17 protein-coding genes and 1 riboswitch are annotated in these 18,614 nt (G+C 71.5%); of the genes, 6 read left to right on the top strand and 11 right to left on the bottom strand.

Annotation, left to right across the window (positions count from 1 at the left end; translation table 11 throughout):
* Positions 1-412: 412 nt before the first annotated feature.
* The 3 genes from KME77_RS20085 to KME77_RS20075 all read left to right on the top strand — a co-directional run bounded on the left by KME77_RS20085 (position 413) and on the right by KME77_RS20075 (position 3,134).
* Positions 413-961, top strand: coding sequence for a sigma-70 family RNA polymerase sigma factor (locus KME77_RS20085; protein WP_246610279.1), 549 nt, complete (start codon positions 413-415; stop codon positions 959-961).
* Positions 958-1,677, top strand: coding sequence for an anti-sigma factor family protein (locus tag KME77_RS20080; RefSeq protein WP_219470036.1), 720 nt, complete (start codon positions 958-960; stop codon positions 1,675-1,677). The genes KME77_RS20085 and KME77_RS20080 overlap by 4 nt, the downstream gene beginning before the upstream one ends.
* 161 nt (positions 1,678-1,838) lie before the next feature.
* Positions 1,839-3,134, top strand: a complete 1,296-nt coding sequence (locus KME77_RS20075; RefSeq protein WP_219470034.1) for a CHRD domain-containing protein — start codon at positions 1,839-1,841, stop codon at positions 3,132-3,134.
* A 191-nt stretch (positions 3,135-3,325) separates the two neighbouring features.
* Here KME77_RS20075 and KME77_RS20070 read toward each other — a convergent pair whose 3' ends face one another.
* The 6 genes from KME77_RS20070 to KME77_RS20045 form a co-directional block, all read right to left on the bottom strand.
* Positions 3,326-4,318 carry an ABC transporter ATP-binding protein gene (locus tag KME77_RS20070; RefSeq protein ID WP_219470032.1) on the bottom strand — a complete coding sequence of 331 codons (993 nt, stop codon included), beginning with the start codon at positions 4,316-4,318 and terminating at the stop codon, positions 3,326-3,328.
* Entirely contained in the window at positions 4,315-5,292 is a 978-nt protein-coding gene (locus KME77_RS20065; RefSeq protein ID WP_219470030.1) for an ABC transporter ATP-binding protein, read from the bottom strand. The genes KME77_RS20070 and KME77_RS20065 overlap by 4 nt, the downstream gene beginning before the upstream one ends.
* Positions 5,293-5,361: 69 nt before the next feature.
* Positions 5,362-6,600 (bottom strand): threonine synthase, encoded by a 1,239-nt coding sequence (locus KME77_RS20060; protein WP_219470028.1) that lies wholly within the window; start codon positions 6,598-6,600, stop codon positions 5,362-5,364.
* Entirely contained in the window at positions 6,597-7,451 is an 855-nt protein-coding gene (locus tag KME77_RS20055; protein ID WP_219470027.1) for an ABC transporter permease, read from the bottom strand. Before KME77_RS20055 ends, KME77_RS20060 begins: the two co-directional genes overlap by 4 nt.
* Positions 7,451-8,368, bottom strand: coding sequence for an ABC transporter permease (locus KME77_RS20050; protein ID WP_219470025.1), 918 nt, complete (start codon positions 8,366-8,368; stop codon positions 7,451-7,453). Before KME77_RS20050 ends, KME77_RS20055 begins: the two co-directional genes overlap by 1 nt.
* Positions 8,365-9,909 (bottom strand): ABC transporter substrate-binding protein, encoded by a 1,545-nt coding sequence (locus KME77_RS20045; RefSeq protein ID WP_219470024.1) that lies wholly within the window; start codon positions 9,907-9,909, stop codon positions 8,365-8,367. The genes KME77_RS20050 and KME77_RS20045 overlap by 4 nt, the downstream gene beginning before the upstream one ends.
* A 97-nt stretch (positions 9,910-10,006) precedes the next feature.
* On the opposite strand from KME77_RS20045, the gene KME77_RS20040 reads away from it, so the two are divergent.
* Genes KME77_RS20040 through KME77_RS20030 form a run of 3 tightly spaced genes read left to right on the top strand, consistent with a single transcriptional unit; the run spans position 10,007 to position 12,893 of the window.
* Positions 10,007-10,756, top strand: coding sequence for an IclR family transcriptional regulator (locus KME77_RS20040; protein WP_219470023.1), 750 nt, complete (start codon positions 10,007-10,009; stop codon positions 10,754-10,756).
* A complete protein-coding gene (locus tag KME77_RS20035; protein WP_219470021.1) occupies positions 10,753-11,760 on the top strand; it encodes a serine hydrolase domain-containing protein in 1,008 nt (335 codons plus the stop codon). Before KME77_RS20040 ends, KME77_RS20035 begins: the two co-directional genes overlap by 4 nt.
* Positions 11,757-12,893, top strand: a complete 1,137-nt coding sequence (locus KME77_RS20030) for an amidohydrolase family protein (protein WP_219470019.1) — start codon at positions 11,757-11,759, stop codon at positions 12,891-12,893. The genes KME77_RS20035 and KME77_RS20030 overlap by 4 nt, the downstream gene beginning before the upstream one ends.
* Before the next feature lie 176 nt (positions 12,894-13,069).
* Here KME77_RS20030 and glyA read toward each other — a convergent pair whose 3' ends face one another.
* The 5 genes from glyA to KME77_RS20005 all read right to left on the bottom strand — a co-directional run.
* Positions 13,070-14,338: a serine hydroxymethyltransferase gene (gene glyA / locus KME77_RS20025; protein WP_443679671.1), complete on the bottom strand. Its 1,269-nt coding sequence runs from the start codon at positions 14,336-14,338 to the stop codon at positions 13,070-13,072.
* 10 nt (positions 14,339-14,348) lie between these two features.
* Positions 14,349-14,431: riboswitch (ZMP/ZTP riboswitch) on the bottom strand.
* A gap of 36 nt (positions 14,432-14,467) precedes the next feature.
* Positions 14,468-15,940, bottom strand: a complete 1,473-nt coding sequence (locus KME77_RS20020; protein WP_219470014.1) for a serine/threonine-protein kinase — start codon at positions 15,938-15,940, stop codon at positions 14,468-14,470.
* 30 nt (positions 15,941-15,970) lie between these two features.
* Positions 15,971-16,831: a YihY/virulence factor BrkB family protein gene (locus tag KME77_RS20015; protein ID WP_219470012.1), complete on the bottom strand. Its 861-nt coding sequence runs from the start codon at positions 16,829-16,831 to the stop codon at positions 15,971-15,973.
* A 184-nt stretch (positions 16,832-17,015) separates the two neighbouring features.
* Complete coding sequence (locus KME77_RS20010) at positions 17,016-17,699, bottom strand: response regulator (RefSeq protein ID WP_219470011.1); 684 nt, start codon at positions 17,697-17,699, stop codon at positions 17,016-17,018.
* Between the two features lie 66 nt (positions 17,700-17,765).
* Positions 17,766-18,614: sensor histidine kinase (locus tag KME77_RS20005; protein ID WP_219470009.1), on the bottom strand; the 849-nt coding region annotated here is incomplete at its 5' end.

Below are 18,614 nucleotides of genomic sequence, written 5' to 3'. Positions count from 1 at the left end.
ACCGTCCGCGGCGATCACCTCGGCGGCGCCGCGGTCGACCCGGGAGACCCGGGCGGGAACGGTCAGCGGTGGCAGCTCGATGGAGCGGGAATCTGTCCAGCCGAGCATGGAAAGGTCGAAAGACAACGGAGTGACACCTTTACGGTCGAGAAGGGTGGTCCCAGGCGCCTAAGCGGACGCCCGGAGGCTGACGGACGGCAGACGGAACAGAACAATCCGCATGGTCGTCACCTCCTCGCTCCAGTTGCGGACCGACTCTACGCAGGACTTGCGCAGGTACGCAAACGGAATTCTTCTCCCGATGTTGAACCGTCACCAGGGATCTGGCCGTACTTCTCCCCGACTGCACTTTGAAAGGGGAATGATGCGAGTCAGCACGTGTCCCCCGCCCTCGGCCGAGGGAGTCGCCCCCATGGGCAAGTCTCGTTCACGCCACCGGATCAGGCGAGTACACCCGGACGACGAGGTTGTCGTGTCCAACCTCTACCGGGAGTACCACCGACCATTGCTGGCCTTTGTGATCCGGCTGACGGCGGGCGACCGGCAATGGGCCGAGGACGTGGTGCAGGAGACCATGATCCGGGCCTGGCGCAGCTCGGAACAGCTTGATCCCGCTTCGGCTTCGCTCATGCCCTGGCTCGCCACGGTCGCCCGTCGTATCGTGATCGATGACCGGCGGCGCAAAGAAGCCCGCCCGCAAGAATCGGGCGACGGCCCGCTGGAGAGCATGCCCGTGCCGGACGAGATGGAAGGACTGCTGCACCAGGTGGTCGTGTCCGAGGCGCTGATGGCGTTATCACCGGCTCACCGCGAGATCCTCAACGAGACGATCTTGCAGGACCGGTCGGTGAACGACGCCGCCTTGGCCCTCGGCATCCCCGTTGGCACAGTGAAGTCCCGGGTTTATTACGCGGTTCGCGCCCTGCGTGTCGCGCTACAGGAGAGAGGGGTGACGGCGTGAACAGAGTGGAGCACACCGACGTGGGCGCCTACGCCCTCGGCCTGCTGGACCATGACGACAAGATCGCTTTCGAGGCGCACCTCTCCCTTTGCCCGTCGTGCACGGCGGAGTTGTCTGAATTGTCCGGAGTTGCCAGCGTTCTTACGGGGATTGGGCCGGTGCGTGACGACCCCCCTCCCCGGGACGGGCAGGCCGAGGTCATCGACCTGCTCCGTCGCAAGAAGGCGGAGGACCGGCGGTCCAGGCGCGGCACGTTCGTGATCGGGCTCGCGGCCTCGGTGACCTTGGTGGCAGGAGGGCTCGCGGTCGGCACTCAACTGGGGGGCAATGACTCGGCGCCGTCCGTCGCGGCCAGCGGCCACAACTCGCACCTGGGGCCGGCGGAGCAGTTCTACGCCGACGGCACGCCCATCCCGGGCCAGGGCGCGGCCGGCGTGAGCGGTGGCCTGGTGATCGAGGAGAAGGGCTGGGGCACGCATGCCGCGCTCAAGCTGGCCGGGGTGACGGGGCCGCTGGAGTGCGAGCTGGTCTCCGTGGCCAAGAACGGGCAACGGCGGATCATGACGGGGTGGTCGGTGCCGAAGGCCGGGTACGGGGTGCCCGGGCAGCCGGAGCCGCTCTACATGCACGGCGGCAGCCCGTGGGCGTTGAAGGACATCGACCATTTCGAGGTGGTCACCTCGACAGGGCAGACTTTGCTTACCGTTCGAGCCTGATCGAGCGCTCAGAAGCCCTTCCACCGCAGGTGGGAGGGCTTTTTCAGGTCTTCGCCCTTCTGTGCAGAATTACGCATAACCCGGTTGAACCGCTTCGGGGCGGCGGCGCGTACTGCCTGCCGTACTCCACCGGATAAACATCTCCTGAAGAGGTTCTTGCCATGCCGATCCGCACGCTCGCCGTGTCCGGGGCACTGCTCGCCACGGGTTTCCTGACCGCTGCCGTCACCGCCTCCCCCGCCCAGGCCTCGGGCGACGAGGTGTATCTCGCCGCCGGCCTCCGCGGCGCCAACGAGGTGGGTTCCAAGGGTGACGACGACGGCCGCGCGACCGTCGTCATCAAGATCAGTGGCAACGAGATCACTTTCGCCGCCCGCTGGAACAAGATCGGCTCTCCGGTCGCCGCCCATGTCCACGCCGGCGCCAAAGGCGCCGACGGCGACGTCAAGCTGGAGTTCTTCGCCAAGCCGCTGCCCAAGTCCGCGCTCGGCGTGACCGGCACCGTCACCACCGACCCCGAGCTGGTCAAGGCCTTGATCGACAACCCCGCCGGGTTCTACGCCAACGTGCACGACGCGGCCCACCCCAAGGGCGCCGTGCGCGGGCAGCTCATGCGGCTGAACAAGCCCGTCGACCTCAACGGCGTGCTTCAGGGCAGCGAGCAGGCCGGCCTCTCCTCGGCCGCCGACGGCGCCCAGGAGGTGAAGGCGGACGACGGCAAGAAGCGCGGCGACCAGGACGGCAAGGCCACGTGGTGGCTGCGTCCGGACGGCTCGTCCATCGGCTGGACCGTCTCCTGGAACGCTCTCGCGCCGGTCACTAACGGCCACCTGCACAAGGGCGTCGCGGGCAGGAACGGCGCCGTGGCGGCCGACCTGTTCGCCGACCCGGCCGGCCTGCCGGGCAACCTGACGGGTCTGGCGGGCGAGACCCGCGTCGCCTCCTCCGTGGTCAGGCACATCGCCGCCGACCCCGGGCGTTACTACACGAACCTGCACACCACCGAGTTCGGCGGCGGCGCGGTGCGCGGCCAGCTGTCCGGCGCGCCGTTCAAGCACCCGCGCGCGCTGACCGCCGAGGTGCTCAAGGGCTCGCAGATCTACGCCTGCACCGAGCAGAACGGGACGACCGCGTTCACCCAGTACGGCGTGACGGCCAAGCTGCGGCGCGGCATCGACCACTCCTTCGTGACGCCCGCCGCGGGACCGCCGCAGTGGATCGCTCCAGACGGCAGCGCGGTGCGCGGCGCCGTGGTCACCAGGACGCCGAACGGCGACGGCAACATCCCCGAGCTGCTGCTGGACGCCACCCAGTCCGGCAAGGACAGCGGGCTGCTGGCGCACGCGACCACGATCCTGCGCCTGAACACCGAGGGCGGCGTGGCTCCCGCCGGGACGTGCACGGTGGGCGCGCAGGCGCAGGTCCCGTACAAGGCCGACTACATCTTCCTGGGCTGACGGACCTGGTCAGGCATCGGCGATTCGGTCCCGTTGATGCCGCGGCCATCCCGGGTCACGTGTGGACGATTCGGTCCCGTCCGCACCTGACCGCTCAGCCTCCCGGGGGTAACCGGCCACACCCCTGAGAGGCGTCCCGGACGCCCCGTCGCTTCCTCCGAGCGGCGGGGCGTCCCTTTTTGCGCGGAACGTCAGGACACCAGCTCCGCCGCGTCCCTGACCGGGAAGAAGCAGGCGGCGACATGTCCCGGCGAGCCCGCCTCCTCCAGCGGGGGGCGGGCCTGTGCGCATTCGTCCCGGGCCACCGGGCACCGCGTACGGAAGCTGCACCCCGACGGCGGATCGGCCGGGGACGGCGGGTCGCCGCGCAGGACGATGCGCCTGCGGGTCCGTTCCACGACCGGGTCGGCGACGGGGGCGGCCGACAGGAGGCTGTGGGTGTAGGGGTGACGCGGGGCGGTGAACAGCTCCTCGGTGCCGGCCAGCTCCACGATCCGGCCGAAGTTCATCACCGCGACCCGGTCGGCGATCTGCCGCATGATCGACAGGTCGTGCGACACGAACAGGTACGTCAGCCCCCGCTCGGCCTGCAGCCGTTTCATCAGGTTGATGATCTGGGCCTGGATCGACACGTCCAGCGCGCTGACCGGCTCGTCGCAGATGACCAGCTTCGGCTCCAGCGCCAGCGCCCTGGCGATGCCCACCCGCTGCCGCTGACCGCCGGAGAACTCGTGCGGGTAGCGGTCCTGGCTGCCCGGCTCCAGGCCGACCGACTCCAGCAGCTCCGCCACCCGGGAGCGGGCCTCGGCCCGGCCGCGCCGCACCCGGCCGTGGGTGACCAGCGGCTCGGCGACGATCTCACCGACGCGCATGCGCGGGTTCAGGCTCGCGTACGGGTCCTGGAGGACGACCTGCATGTTCTCCCGTACGGACAGCAGCTCGCGCCGGCCCATCCCGAGCAGCTCGCGGCCGTCGAACCAGATCTCCCCGGCGCTGGCCTCGACCAGCCGCAGGATGACGCGGGTCAGCGTGGTCTTGCCGCAGCCTGACTCGCCGACCAGCCCCAGCGTCTCTCCCGGGCGGATGTCGAGCGAGACGTCGTCCACGGCCACGACCTTGGAGCGCCCGAAATGCCCGGTGTACTCCTTGCGGACCCCTCGGAGGGACAGCAGCGGCTCGCTCATCGCAGGCTCCCTTCCAGGACGCACGCCGCCTTGTGGCCCGGCGCCTTCTCGGTCAGCTCCGGCACCAGCTCGGCGCACTCCGGCCGGGCCAGCGCGCAGCGCGGGTGGAAGGCGCAGCCGCGCGGGGGCGCGAACAGGCTCGGCGGGGCGCCGGGGATCGGGTCCAGCGGCGCGCCTCCGGGCACGTCGCCGCGCGGCATGGAACGCAGCAGCGCCCGCGTGTACGGCATGCGCGGGTCGGCGAAGACGTCGTCCACCGGCGCCAGCTCCACGGGCCGCCCTCCGTACATGACCAGGACCTGGTCGGCCGAGCGGGCGACCACGCCGAGGTCGTGCGTGATGAGCACGATCGCCATGCCGAACCGCTCCTGCAGCCCGGCCAGCAGCTCCATGATCTGCGCCTGGACGGTCACGTCCAGCGCGGTCGTGGGCTCGTCGGCGATGAGGATCTTCGGGCGGCAGGCCAGCGCCATCGCGATCATGGCCCGCTGGCGCATGCCGCCGGAGAACTGGTGCGGGTACTCCCCCGCCCGCCGCTCGGGGGTCGGGATGCCGACCTCGCGCAGCGCGTCCACGGCCTTGGAGCGCGCCTCGGACCTGGACAGGCCCTGGTGCAGGCGGAGCGACTCGGCGATCTGGGCGCCGATGGTCTTGAGCGGGTTCAGGCTCGTCATGGGGTCCTGGAAGACCATGGCGATCTCGTTGCCGCGGATCCCGCGCATCTCGCGTTCGGACAGTTTGAGCAGGTCACGGCCGCCGGCGACGATCTCGCCGCCGGTGTAGACGCAGGGCGGGGTGGGGTGCAGGCGCAGGATCGACAGCGCGGTGGCGGTCTTGCCGCTGCCCGACTCGCCGACGACGGCCAGCGTCTGGCCCTCCTCGACCGACAGCGACACCCCGTTGACCGGCTTGACCGTGCCGGCGTCGAGGCGGAACTCGGCGTGCAGGTCGTTGATCTCCAGGACGGCGCTCACACCGGTCCCCCGCTCCTGATCCCCAGGACGGCGCTCACACCGGCCTCCCGCTCCTGATCTCCAGCACCTTCATCCGATCCCCTCCCGGAAGATCCGCAGCAGCTCCGCCGGGTCGGCCCGGACCGTGCCCTGCGGCGGCCGGGCCGCCCGGGCCAGGGCCGACGGCTGCTTCAGCGCGCCGCCCGTCACCACGCTCACCACCGTGTCGCGCTCGGACACCCAGCCCTGGGCGCGGGCGCGGAGCAGGGCGGCCGTGGAGGCGGCGGCCGACGGCTCGGCCGACACGCCCTCCTCGCCGAGCAGCCGCATCGCCTCGAACAGGTCGTCGTCGTCCACCGCGACCACCCGCCCGCCCGACTCGTACACGGCCTTCAGCACCCGGGAGCCGCCCTGGATGGGGGCGTCGCCGGCGATGCTCTGGGCGACGGTGAGGTTCGCGTCGCCGTGGCGGCCGGCGACCTTCTTGCCCTCGTTGAACGCCTTGACCAGCGGCGCGGAGGCGGCCGGCTGGACGCCGACCATCCGGGGCAGCCGGTCGATCAGGCCGAGGCGGTGCAGCTCACGGAACCCCTTCCAGGCGCCGTAGAGGCCGCCGCCGGTGCCGACCGGGTGCACCATGACGTCGGGCGCGCGCCAGTCGAGGGCCTCGCAGATCTCGTACGCGTACGTCTTCATGCCCTCGTGGCGCACCGGGTTGATGAAGTTGACGAAACAGTAGAACCCGGCCTCCGACAGGGCGCTCACCCCGGCGAAGATCTCCAGGCTGGAGCGGTAGCGCAGGCGCAGCACACGGGCCCCGGTCAGGCTGATCGCGGAGATCTTCGACTCGTTGGCCACGTCCTCGACCAGGATCGTCGCCTCGATGCCGGCGCGGGCCGCGTACGCGGCGAAGGACGCGCCGGCGTTGCCGGAGCTGTAGGTGAACGCCTGGCGCACGCCGATCGAGCGGGCGAACCCGACGGCGACCGAGAAACCGCGGTCCTTGAAGCTGCCGGTCGGCATGAGGGTGTCGTTCTTGACCAGCAGGTTCGGCAGGCCGACGTGGCGGCCGAGCCGGCGGGTGCGCATGAGCGGGGTGTCGCCCTCGCCCAGGTGCAGCGGCTCGGCGTCGGGCAGCAGCGCCGACCAGCGCCACAGGCCGAGGTCGCGGCGCTTGGCCGCCTGCTCGACGATGCCGGCCGGGTCGGCGGCGGCCAGGTCGTACTCGATCTCCAGGAGCCCGCCGCACGCCTCGCAGAGCAGCGCGGGGGTCCTGAGCGGCACCTGCGTGTGGCAGTCGTCGCAGACGTAATGGGAGGCCAAGTTCATCTGTTGTATGCCTTCGGGTCGGCGACGTCGCGGAGCATGTCACCGGTGACGTTGATCGCGAGTGTTGTCATCATGATGGCAGCGCCGCTGAAGACCGCGATCCACCAGGCGCCGCGCAGGTAGAGCTGGCCGTCGGCGAGCATGCTGCCCCAGGTCGGGATGCTGGGCGGGACGCCGAGACCGAGGTAGCTCAGCGACGCCTCCGCGACGATCATGGAGGCGACCTGGAGGGTGCCGATCGTGGCGAGGGGGGCGACGATGTTCGGCAGGAGGTGGCGGCGCATGATCTGCGGCCCGGTGTCGCCGATCGCCCTGGCCGCGGTGACGAACTCGCGGGTGCGCAGCGACAGCACCTCGGCTCGGACGACCCGCGCGTACGACACCCAGCCGGTCAGGCCGAGCACCAGGATCAGGAAGAACAGGCTGGGCCCGAGCACGGCGATGATCGCCAGCGCCAGCAGGATGGACGGGAAGGCGAGCTGCACGTCGGCCAGCCGCATGAACACCTGCTCGCGCCAGCCCCGGTAGTAGCCGCTGACCACGCCGACGGCCGAGCCGACGACCCCGGACAGCAGCGTGGCGGCCAGGCCGACGAGCAGCGAGACGCGGGTGCCGTACATGACCCGGCTGAGCACGTCGCGGCCGAGCTTGTCGGTGCCGAGCGGGTAGCCGGGCTCGCTGCCGTCCAGCCAGAACGGCGGGCGCAGCTTGAGCGAGAGGTTCTGCAGGTTCGGGTCGTGCGGCGCGAGCAGCGGCGCGAACAGGCCGACGACCACGACCAGGGCGATGATCCCGATCGCGACCTTCGCGGCGTGGTTCCTGCGCAGCGCGCGGAGAATGGCGGTGCCCATCAGGTCAGCCTCACGCGGGGGTCGAGCACGGCGTAGGACAGGTCGACGATCAGGTTCACCACGACGAACACGGCCGCCAGGAACAGCACGGTCGCCTGCATCAGCGGGTAGTCGCGGTAGGTGATCGCCTCCACGGTCAGCCGCCCGATGCCCGGCCAGGAGAAGACCTGCTCGGTCAGGATCGCGCCGCCGAGCAGGCTGCCGACCTCCAGGCCGACGACGGTGACGACGGGCAGGGAGGCGTTGCGCAGCCCGTGCGAGGTGACCGCCTTGAACCCGGACAGGCCCTTGGCCCTGGCGGTGCGAATGTAGTCCTCGCCCAGCACGTCGATCAGCGACGACCGCAGCAGCCGGGCGATCATCGCGGCCGAGTACAGGCCGAGGGTGATCGCGGGCAGGACCAGGTGGGCGGGCGAGCCGGTGCCGGAGGCGGGCAGCCACCGCAGGTTCACGGCGAAGACCAGGATGAGCAGGATGCCCACCCAGAACGCCGGCGTGGACTGGCCGACCAGGACGGAGGCCATGACGGAGGTGTCGGTCGCGGTGCCCCGGCGCACGGCCGAGACGATGCCCGCCGGTATGGCCACGGCCAGCGTGAACACCATCGCCGCCACGGCCAGGTCGACGGTCATCGGCAGCCGTTCGGCGATCACCTCGAAGGCCGGGCGGTGGAAGAACACCGACTGGCCGAAGTCGAGGCGCAGCAGGCCGGTCATGTAGGAGACGTACTGGTCGAGCAGCGGCCGGTCGAAGCCCAGACTGGCGCGCAGGGTGGCCTCCTGCTCGGCGGTCGCCTCCGGCGGCAGCATCTGCTGCACCGGGTCGCCGGCCAGCCTGACGATGAAGAACGACACGGTGGCCACGCAGAACAGCACGAGCACCGTGTGGCCGACGCGCCTGGCGATGAACCCCGTCATGCCAGCTTGGCGCTCGCCATGGCGAGGGTGCCGTTGGCGTTGGTCTTCCACCGCACCTTGTCGCTGACGGCGTACAGGATGCTCACCTGGTACAGGTACAGGAACGGGGCCTCGTCGATCAGCAGGTTCTGCAGCTCGGTGAAAGCCTTCCGCCTCGTCTCCGGGTCGACCGACTGCTCCTCCTTGTCGATCAGCTCGTCGGCCCGGGAGTTGTCCCAGCGGCTCTGGCGGCGGTCGTGGCGGACGAAGGACTGCAGGTTGCTGGAGGCGTCCATGGTCCAGCCGGAGTTGCCGACGTAGTACATCGCGCCGAGCGCCTTCTTGTTGTCGCTGACCAGGCGGCCCTTGAAGGTGGCCGGGTCGAGCAGCGACACCTCGGCCTTGACGCCGACGGCGGCGAGCTGGCCGGAGATGGCCTGGGCGATGTCCTTGTCGGCGGTGGAGGCGCTCATCTTGAGCGAGAATCCACCGGACTGCCCGGCCTCGGCCAGCAGGCTCTTGGCCTTGGCGAGGTCATGGGCGAACGGCTGGATCGCCGGGTCGAAGCCGAACGCCTGGCGCGGGATGAGCGTCGGCGTGCGCTCGGCGGCGCCGTTGAGCACCGACTTGATCAGCGTCGGCACGTCGAGCGCGTGGTTGAGCGCCTGGCGCACGCGCTTGTCCTTGAGCGGGCCCTCGGTGGTGTCCAGCGAGACGAAGAACGTGCGGACGCCGGGGGCGGTGACGACCTTGAAGCCGGGAGCGTCGCCGAGCTGGTCGGCCGCGTCCGGGGTGAGACCGGTGACGACGTCCACCTCGCCGGACTGCAGCGCGGCCAGCGACGACGACGGGTCCGGCATGACGCGGAAGGTGAGCTGCTCGACGGCCGGCTTGCCGTTCCAGTAGCCGGGGTTGGCCTTGAGCGTGATCTGGCTGTCGCGCTGCCACGACTCGAAGGTGAACGGCCCGGTGCCGACCGGGTGCTCGGCGAAGGCCTGCTCGCCCTTCTCCTTGATGTACTTGGGCGGCACCACGACCCCGCCGAACAGCGACAGCTTCGCAGGCAGGATCGGGTCCGGCTCCTTGGTGATCAGGTCCACGGTCCGGTCGTCGACCACCTTGGCCTTGGTGACCAGGCGCAGCTCGACGATGGGCGAGCGGGTGGCCGGGTCGATCAGCCGTTCGATGCTGTAGGCGACCGCGGCGGCGTCGCAGGGCTCGCCGTTGTGGAACGTGACGCCCTGGCGCAGGTGGAAGCGCCACGTCCTGGGGTCGACCGACTCCCAGCGCTCGGCCAGGCCGCCGACCAGCTTGTCGTCGGTGTCGCGGACGGTGATCGTGTCGAAGACGTTGATCAGCACGTTCATGGAGGACAGGTCGCCCTGCTTCTGCGGGTCGAGCGTGGTGGCGTCGGAGGCCAGGGAGACGCGCAGCGCCGCGGCCGCCTTCTCGCCGGAGGCAGGCGATGAGGTGCTGGCGCAGGCCGCGAGCAGGCCGGGCGCCGCCAGTCCCGCCGCGGCGAGGCCGCCCATCCTGAAGAGATCTCGGCGGGCGATCGTCATTCCTGCCCCTTTCATTTCATCTGGTGAAATCTCGTATCATCTGGTTGAATATGGCCGGTTTCGGTTAGGCGCGTCAACCCTTTCAGGACAGGTGCATATGAATGCGGTGGAGAAGACGCTCGCCGTCATCGGGGCTCTGGCCAGCCACGACAGGCCTCGCAGCCTCGCCGACATCGCCCAGCGGACCGGCGTCAACAAGACGACCGTCCACCGCATCCTGCAGATCTTCATCGCGCAGGGGTACGCGGTCACGAAGGGCGACGGCACGTACGCCTCGGGCCCGGCGATGCTCGCCCTGGCCGGGGCGGCGCTGACGGACGGCGACATGACCGCGCTGGTCAGGCCGATCCTGGCCAACCTCCAGCGGCACACCTCGCACACCGTGCACTTCGCGGTGCGCAGCGAGACCGCGGCGGTCTACCTGGCCAAGGTCGAGTCGCAGCAGCCGTACCGGATGGCCTCCCGCGTGGGCACGCAGATCGCGTTGCACAGCACCGCGATCGGCAAGGCGATCCTGGCCCACCTGCCACAGGAGGAGGTGCGCGCGGTCATCGCGGCGACCTCGCCGCTGATCCGCAACACGGCCGCGACGATCGTGGACCCCGCGCTGCTGCTCCAGGAGCTGGAGGCGGTGCGGGAGCGCGGGTACGCGATCGACGACGAGGAGAACGAGACCAACGTCCGCTGTGTCGGAGCGGCGGTCCGCGACGGGAGCGGGACGGCGGTGGGGGCGGTGAGCGTCGCCGGACTGACGCTGAACCTGAGCAAGGACGACGTACCGCTGCTGGGACCGCTGGTGGTGGCCGCCGCCGCCCGCGTCTCGGCGGCGATCGGGAGGAACGGATGACCGACGTGCTCGAACGGGCTCGCGCCCTCGGGGAGTTCTCCGGTGCGGCCTGGGCCTACGGCCGATCCCGGGGGCCCGTGACGCGCGGGCGGCTGGGGACGCTGGCGTGGGACGGCGACCCGGTGACGGAGAGCACGCTGTGGGACCTGGCCTCGGTGACCAAGCCGATCGCGGGGCTCGCGGTGATGTCGCTGGTGGAGTCGGGTGAGCTGACGCTCGACGACCCGGTGGCGCTGCACCTGCCGGAGTACGCCGGGACCGACAAGGCCGGGATTTCGGTGTACGAGCTGCTCACGCACACGTCGCGGATCCCGGGTCAGCAGCCGCTCTACCGCGACCACCCGACCCGTGACGAGTTGCTGGGCGCGGTGACGCGGCTGTCGCTGCGCCCCTCCCCCGGCGTCGAGTACAGCTCCCAGGGTTTCATGATCCTCGGCCTGATCGCCGAGCGGGCCGCCCGCTTGCCCCTCGACCGGCTCGTACGCGAGCGCGTCACCGCCCCGGCCGGCATGGGCGAGACCCGTTTCCTGCTGCCCGAGCCGGAGTGGCGGCGCGCGGCGGCCACCGAGGACTGCCCGTGGCGCGGCCGGCTCGTCCAGGGCACCGTGCACGACGAGAACGCCGAGGTGATGGGCGGGGTGGCCGGGCACGCGGGGCTGTTCGGCACGCTGGACGACCTGGCCCGGCTGGGCCGGGCGCTGTGCTCGGGCGGCGGCGGGGTGCTCGGCGCCCGCACGCTGGAGGTGATGACCCGCACCCGCACCGGGGGCCGGGCGCTGGCCTGGGCCGGCTGGGAGCAGCACGGGTGCAGCGGCGGCGACCTGCTCAGCCCCGCCGCCTACGGGCACACGGGGTTCACCGGGACGAGCCTGTGGGTGGATCCGGAGCTGGACGTGTTCGTGGTGCTGCTCACCAACCGGGTGCATCCGACCAGGAACTCGGCGGCGATCGGGCGGATCAGGCGGGCCTTCCACAACGTGGCGGTGACGGAGGCGCTGTCGTGAGCGAGTCCTCCACGAACGAGTCCTTCACCAACGAGGCCTTCACGAACGAGCTTTTCACGAACGAGGTCATGACGGTCGCCGGCTCCGGGGCGACCGTGCGGCTGACGCCCTCCGGCACGCTGGAGCCCGCGTCCGGGCAGCCCGGAGAGCTGTGGATCGGTCCCGGCTGGGTGGACCTGCACACGCACGTCTACGACGGGATGACCCAGATCAGCCTCGCCCCCGACCGGGCCGGGCTGGAGCAGGGCGTGCACGTGGTCGCCGACGCGGGCAGCGCGGGCCAGGCCACGATCGACGGCCTGGCCAGGTACGTGGCCCCGGCCGCCGGCACGACGGTGCGCGCCTGGCTGAACATCGGCTCCCACGGCTTGGTCCACCTGCGCGAGACCGCCGACCCCGCCTTCATCGACGTGGACGCCGCCCTGGCCGCGATCGAACGCCACCGCGACCTGGTGTGCGGCGTGAAGGTCCGCTCCAGCGGCGCGATCGTCGGCGCGATGGAGCTGCAGCCGCTCAAGCTGGGCCGGCTGGTCGCCCGCCAGGCCGGGCTGCCGCTGCTGGTCCACGTGGGCGAGGCCCCACCCCTGGTCGAGGACGTCCTCGACCTGCTGGACGACGGCGACGTGATCACCCACTGCTACCACGGCAAGACCGGCCACCCGTGGCGGCCCGACGGCACCCCGGTCCCCGCGCTGGCCCGCGCCCTGGACCGGGGCGTGCTGCTGGACGTGGGCCACGGCGCGGCCAGCTTCAGCTTCGAGGTGGCCGAACGCGCGATCGCGGCCGGCCACCCGCCGCACACGATCAGCACCGACCTCCATGTCCGCAACGTCGCGGGCCCGGTGCACAGCCTGGCCACCACGGTCACCAAGCTCCTGGCCTGCGGCCTCTCCCTGGCCGACGCGATCAGGGCGGTGACGGACACACCCCGCCGGGTGCTCGGCATGGCCGACCCGTGGCTGGCGGACGGCACGGTGCGGCATGCCACGGTGTTCCGCCTGACGAAGGAGGCGCCGGACCGCTCGTACGTGGACGCACGAGGAGCGGAACGGCACCCGGACCAGCACATCCTGCCGGTGGCCATCATCCGGGAGGGCGACCTGCGGCCGATCCGCGACGGCACCACCGGCTGAGCGCCGCCCACGCCACCGGGAGACGTGAAACACGCCACCGGCCGGCGCTGTCCACGCCACCGGCTGAGAATTCGCGCGTGACGGCGCCCGGCCGTCATCCGGTCAGCGGCCGTGTTCCTGGAGGCCCCCAGCCACGTGCGGCGGGTGGCGGTGGGGGCGGCTGTGCCGTAAAAGATCTACGAAAGCCCGGGCGCGGGGAACTGCGCGGTGAGTTCGCTCACCTCGTTGTGGACGCGCGCGATGACCGCCTCCGCGTCCCCCTTGGACAGCGCGGTGACCACCTCGTCCATCCACGCCCCGATCTGCCGCATCTCCGCCTCGCCCATGCCGCGCGAGGTGACCGACGGCGTGCCGATGCGGATGCCGCTCGGGTCGAACGGCTTGCGGGTGTCGAACGGCACCGTGTTGTAGTTGGTCTCCAGCCCGGCCCGGTCCAGCGCCTGCGCGGCCGGCTTGCCGCCGATGCCCTTGGGCGTGAGGTCGAGCAGGATCAGGTGGTTGTCGGTGCCGCCGGAGACCAGGTCGAACCCGCGGCCGGACAGCTCCTCGGCCAGCGCCTTGGCGTTGGCGACCACCTGGTGCGCGTACGTCCTGAACGCCTCGGTGGACGCCTCGTGCAGGGCGACGGCGATGGCGGCGGTGGTGTGGTTGTGGGGGCCGCCCTGCAGGCCGGGGAAGACTGCCTTGTTCAGGGCGGTCGCGTGCTCGTCCGTGGTGGCCATCAGCATAGCGCCGCGCGGCCCGCGCAGCGTCTTGTGCGTGGTCGTGGAGATCACGTCGGCGTGGCCCACGGGGGACGGGTGCGCGCCGCCCGCGACCAGGCCCGCGATGTGGGCGATGTCGGCGGCGAGCACGGCGCCCACCTCGCGGGCGATGGAGGCGAAGCCCTCGAAGTCGATGGTGCGCGGGATCGCGGTGCCACCGCAGAAGATCAGCTTGGGCCGGTGCTCCAGCGCCAGCTCGCGGACCTCGTCGAGGTCGATGCGGCCGGTGTCCTGGCGCACGCCGTAGCGGACCGGGTTGAACCACTTGCCGGTGGCCGAGACCGACCAGCCGTGCGTGAGGTGGCCGCCGAACGGCAGGCCCATGCCCATCACGGTGTCGCCGGGCTGCGCGAAGGCCATGTAGATGGCCAGGTTGGCGGGCGAGCCGGAGTAGGGCTGGACGTTGGCGTGGTTGACGCCGAACACGGCCTTGGCCCGCTCGTTGGCGAGGGTCTCGATCTGGTCGATGACCTGCTGGCCCTCGTAGTAGCGCTTGCCCGGGTAGCCCTCGGAGTATTTGTTGGTCAGGACCGTGCCGGTGGCCTCGAGGACCGCCTTGGACACGTAGTTCTCCGAGGCGATCAGCTTGACGGTGTCGGCCTGGCGGCGCTCCTCCGCCTTGATGAGGTCGGCGATCTGCGGGTCGACGCTGGCGAGCGTACTCATGGCTCTCCCTGTCATATGTGCGTTGTGCGAAGACCCAGGCGCACGGCCTCCGCTCCCTTCGCTCCCCGGTGGTCGATCCCACCCAATGCGCCAGTCGCGACCCCCTAGACGATAGCGGATGCCGCAGGTGGAACCGGGCGCCGATCAGGCGGGCGAGACGGCGACGTTCTTGATCACGCCGAGCGGGCCGAGGTTGACGTCGACTCTGTCGGCGTCCTGCGGCAGCCCGTCGAAGGAGGCCCAGAACTGGAGCTGCATGCCCTCGTCGAAGGGGGCGTTGGGGATGGTGGAGCACTGGCAGTCGCTGCCCTTCCTGGCCGGGTAGAGCGGGTTGCCCACGCCGGGAGGGACGATGTTCACCTGGGAGACGGTGTGGTCGAAGATGTCCTTGCCGAACTTGTCGTACAGGGGCACGTTGCCGGTGCCGACGTTCTTGACCGTCCACAGCAGGCGGACCGCGCCGCCCTGCCGCACCAGCGAGTCGACCTGCACCCGGAACTTGCCGCCCATGGCGTCGAGCGTGCTGGAGACGGCGGGCGTGCCCGGGTCGGCGGCCCGCTGCTGCCACGGGCGGAGCACGGCGAGGGTGAGGCCCGCCCCGATCAGGACGGCGAGCACGGCCCCGAGCACCGGCACCAGCCGGCGGCGTGAGCGCCGTTCCGGGCGCGCCGTGTCAGGCTGTCCGGGCGGCCCCGATACGGACGGCCCCGATACGGGCGGGCCTGACCGGGGGTACGGCGCGGGCGCCTGGAGCGCGGGGGCGGGATGCTGGACGATCGGCGTCCAGGTGTCGCTGACCAGGCGGGTCGCGGCGTCCACCGGCACCTCGGCCCGCCCGAGCAGCCGGTCCAGGAGCTGCTGCGCGCTCGGCCGCCGGGCCGGGTCCTTGTCCAGCGCCTTCTCCACCAGCGGCCGGATCCGCTCGTCCAGCCCGTCCAGCACCGGCGCGTGGTTGATCACCCGGTAGACGACCTCGGCCACCCCTCCGGTCCCGAACGGCGGCCGGCCGATGCCGGCGTAGGCCACCAGCGCGGCCCAGGAGAAGACGTCGCTCGCGGGGGTGCCCGGCTCGCCCTTGGCCTGTTCGGGCGACATGTACGCGGGCGTCCCCATGCTCTGGGCGATGGTGGCGGGCGCCCCTCCGGCCTCGGCGAGCTGGGCGATGCCGAAGTCGATGACCCGCGGCCCGACGGCGCTGAGCAGCACGTTCGACGGCTTCAGGTCACGGTGGACGACGCCGGCCTGGTGGATGGCGGCCAAGGCGGTGGCCACGCCGACGGCCAGCGCCTCCAGGTTCGAGCCGGACAGGGCGCCCTGCCGGCTGACCACGGCCGACAGGTCGGGGCCCTCGACGTACTCGGTGACCAGGTAGGCGGCGCCGTCCTCCAGCCCGGCGTCCAGGACGGGGGCGGTGCAGAACCGGGCCACCCGCCCGGCCGCCTCGGCCTCCTTGCCGAACCGGCGCCGGAACTCCTCGCGGGCGGCCAGCTCGGGCCGCATCATCTTCAGCGCGACGCGCCGGCCGGCCGGGTCCTCCGCCAGGTAGACGAACCCCATCCCGCCCTCGCCCAGCTTCCTGACGAGCGTGTACGGGCCCACCCTCCGCTGTACGTCCACCGGGCGGATTATGCCCTATTTGGCGCGGCCCTATTTGGCGCGGCCCTCGCCGGGCCAGAGCCGATCGACCTCGGCGTTCAGGATGGCCCCGATCAGCACGGCCAGCGCGGTGATGTAGAGCCACAGCAGCAGCGCGATGGGGGCGGCGAGCGAGCCGTACACGGACACGGGCGAGAACCAGGCCGCGAGCACGGCCCGCAGCACGGCCGCGCACACGATCCACAGGAACAGCGCCAGGATCGCCCCGGGCAGCTCCCGGTACCACTTGGTGCGCACGGGGACGCTCACGTGGTAGAGCACGCACAGGAAGAGCACCGAGCCGACGACCACCACCGGCCAGTAGAGCAGGTCCACCAGGCCGCCGTACTCGACGGGCAGCGCGTCCTTGAGCAGGGTCGGGCCGATGACCAGCACGGGCATCACGATGATGCCGATGACCAGCCCCATCACGTACAGGCCGAAGGACATCAGCCTGGTCCTGATGATGCCGCGCTCCTCGCCGAGCCCGTAGGCGACGGAGATGAGGTCCACGTACACGTAGAGGGCCCGCGAGCCGGACCACAGGGACAGCAGGAAGCCGAGCGAGATGATCGACACTTTGCTCGCGTCGTCGCTGAGGACGTCGGTGATGAGCGGGTTGACCACCTTGCGGACGGCGTCGTCGGTGAACAGCAGGCCGGCCTGGTCGATGACCCAGGTCTTGACCTGGCCGACCACCTGAGGGCCGACCCAGGTGCCGAGCTTGGCCAGCACGCCGATGAGGCCCAGCACGAAGGGCGGCAGCGACAGCAGCGCGAAGAAGGCGGCCTCGCCCGCCAGGCCCGTCACACGGTAGGTGACGCCCGCGTTGGTGGCCGCTCGCACGGTCGCCCATTGCTTCGTGTCGAGCACCCAGCTAAGTCTGGCGCGGGCGTGGGAGGCGAGTCGCCTCCGTTTCGACCGGCCAGGCGCATTGGTGGACGTCATGGCACCCAACGGTATGTCGCAGTGACTCTTCGGGACAGCTTACGGGTCCCTGGTGTCCTGCCCCAGCCGTACGGGCCTAGTCAGTGATGTTCGGAAAGCGCGGTGCCGTTCAGGGATCCTGTGGGGGCTGGGGGCGGACAAGTCCGGTCTGGTAGGCGATGACGACGAGCTGGGCGCGGTCACGGGCGTGCAGTTTGGTCATGGCGCGCTGGATGTGGGTGCGGACGGTCAGCGGGCTGACGACCAGGTGGCGGGCGATCTCGGCGTTGGAGCCGCCCTCGGCGGCCAGCGCCATGACCTCACGTTCGCGGGCGGTGAGGGCGGCCAGCCGCTCGCGGGACGCCGCCGGCGTGTCCGGTCGCGGGGCGGCGAGGAAGCGGGTGATGAGGGCCCGGGTGGCGGCGGGCGACAGGAGCGCGTCGCCGGCGGCGACGGTGCGGATGCCGTCGAGGAGCGCGTCGGCGGAGACGTCCTTGCCGAGGAACCCGCTGGCGCCCGCGCGCAGGGCCTGGGCGACGTACTCGTCGGTCTCGAAGGTCGTCAGGATCAGCACGCGGGTGGCCGACAGGGCCGGGTCGTCGCAGATGGCGGCGGTGGCGGCCAGGCCGTTGAGCCCGGGCATGCGGATGTCCATGAGGACGATCGCGGGGCGGTGGGCGAGGGCCAGCGCGATCGCCTCGTCGCCGTCGGCGGCCTCGCCGACCACCTCCATGTCGGGGTTGGCCTCGATGAGCATCCGGAACGTCTGGCGCAGCAGCGCCTGGTCGTCGGCGAGCAGGATGCGGATGGTCATGCGCGCGTCCTCACGGGCGTCCTGGGTGCACGGGCGTTCTGGGTGCACGGGCGTCCTGGATGAGGGTCACAGCGGGATCGGGAGCTCGGCGGTGACCGTGAAGCCACCCGTGGGAGCGGGTCCGGCGCGGAGGTGGCCGCCGGCCGAGCGGGCGCGCTCGCGCATGCCGAGCAGACCGAAGCCCTCACCGGGGCCGGCGGGAGGCGCCGCCACAGGGACGGCCTCGTTCGTGACCGTGATGGTCAGCCGGTCGGCGCCGTAGTCCAGGCGGACCTGGGTGGCGGCGGCCATGGCGTGCTTGGCGACGTTGGTGAGCGCCTCCTGCACGATGCGGTAGGCGGTCAGGTCCACGCCGGGCGGCAGCGGCCGTTCCGCGCCCGCGACGGTGACCTCGGCGTGCAGCCCGGCGGAGGCGAACGCGGCCAAGAGCTCCGGCAGCCGGCCGAGGCCGGGGGCGGGCTCCAGCGGGGAGCTCGGGTCGCCGGGCCGGCGCAGGAGGCCGACCGTGGCCTTCAGCTCGCGCAGCGCGGAGGAGGTGGTGCCCGCCAGGTCGGTGAGAATGCTCTGCACCTGGTCGGGGCGGGTGCGCGCCAGGTAGGCGGCCGTGCCGGCCTGGGCGTTGGCCAGGGCCAGGTGGTGGGCGACGACGTCGTGCAGCTCACGGGCGATGCGCGCGCGTTCCTCAGCGACGCGGTGGCGGGCCTCTTCCTCACGGTTGCGTTCGGCGTGCTCGGCGCGGGCCCTGACCGCCTCCAGGTAGGCCCGCCGCAGCCGGGTGGCCTCGGCCAGGACGGCCGGCAGCAGCAGGAACAGGACCGGGTTGAGGACGGTGAAGAACCAGGAGTAGCCGTAGCGGTCACCGGCCAGCGCCGCCACGACGATCGACGCCGTGGCGGCGAGGTGGTACAGGCGAGC

Source organism: Nonomuraea rhizosphaerae (assembly GCF_019396405.1).
Taxonomy (GTDB): domain Bacteria; phylum Actinomycetota; class Actinomycetes; order Streptosporangiales; family Streptosporangiaceae; genus Nonomuraea; species Nonomuraea rhizosphaerae.
This window is presented reverse-complemented; position numbering and strand designations above follow the sequence as displayed.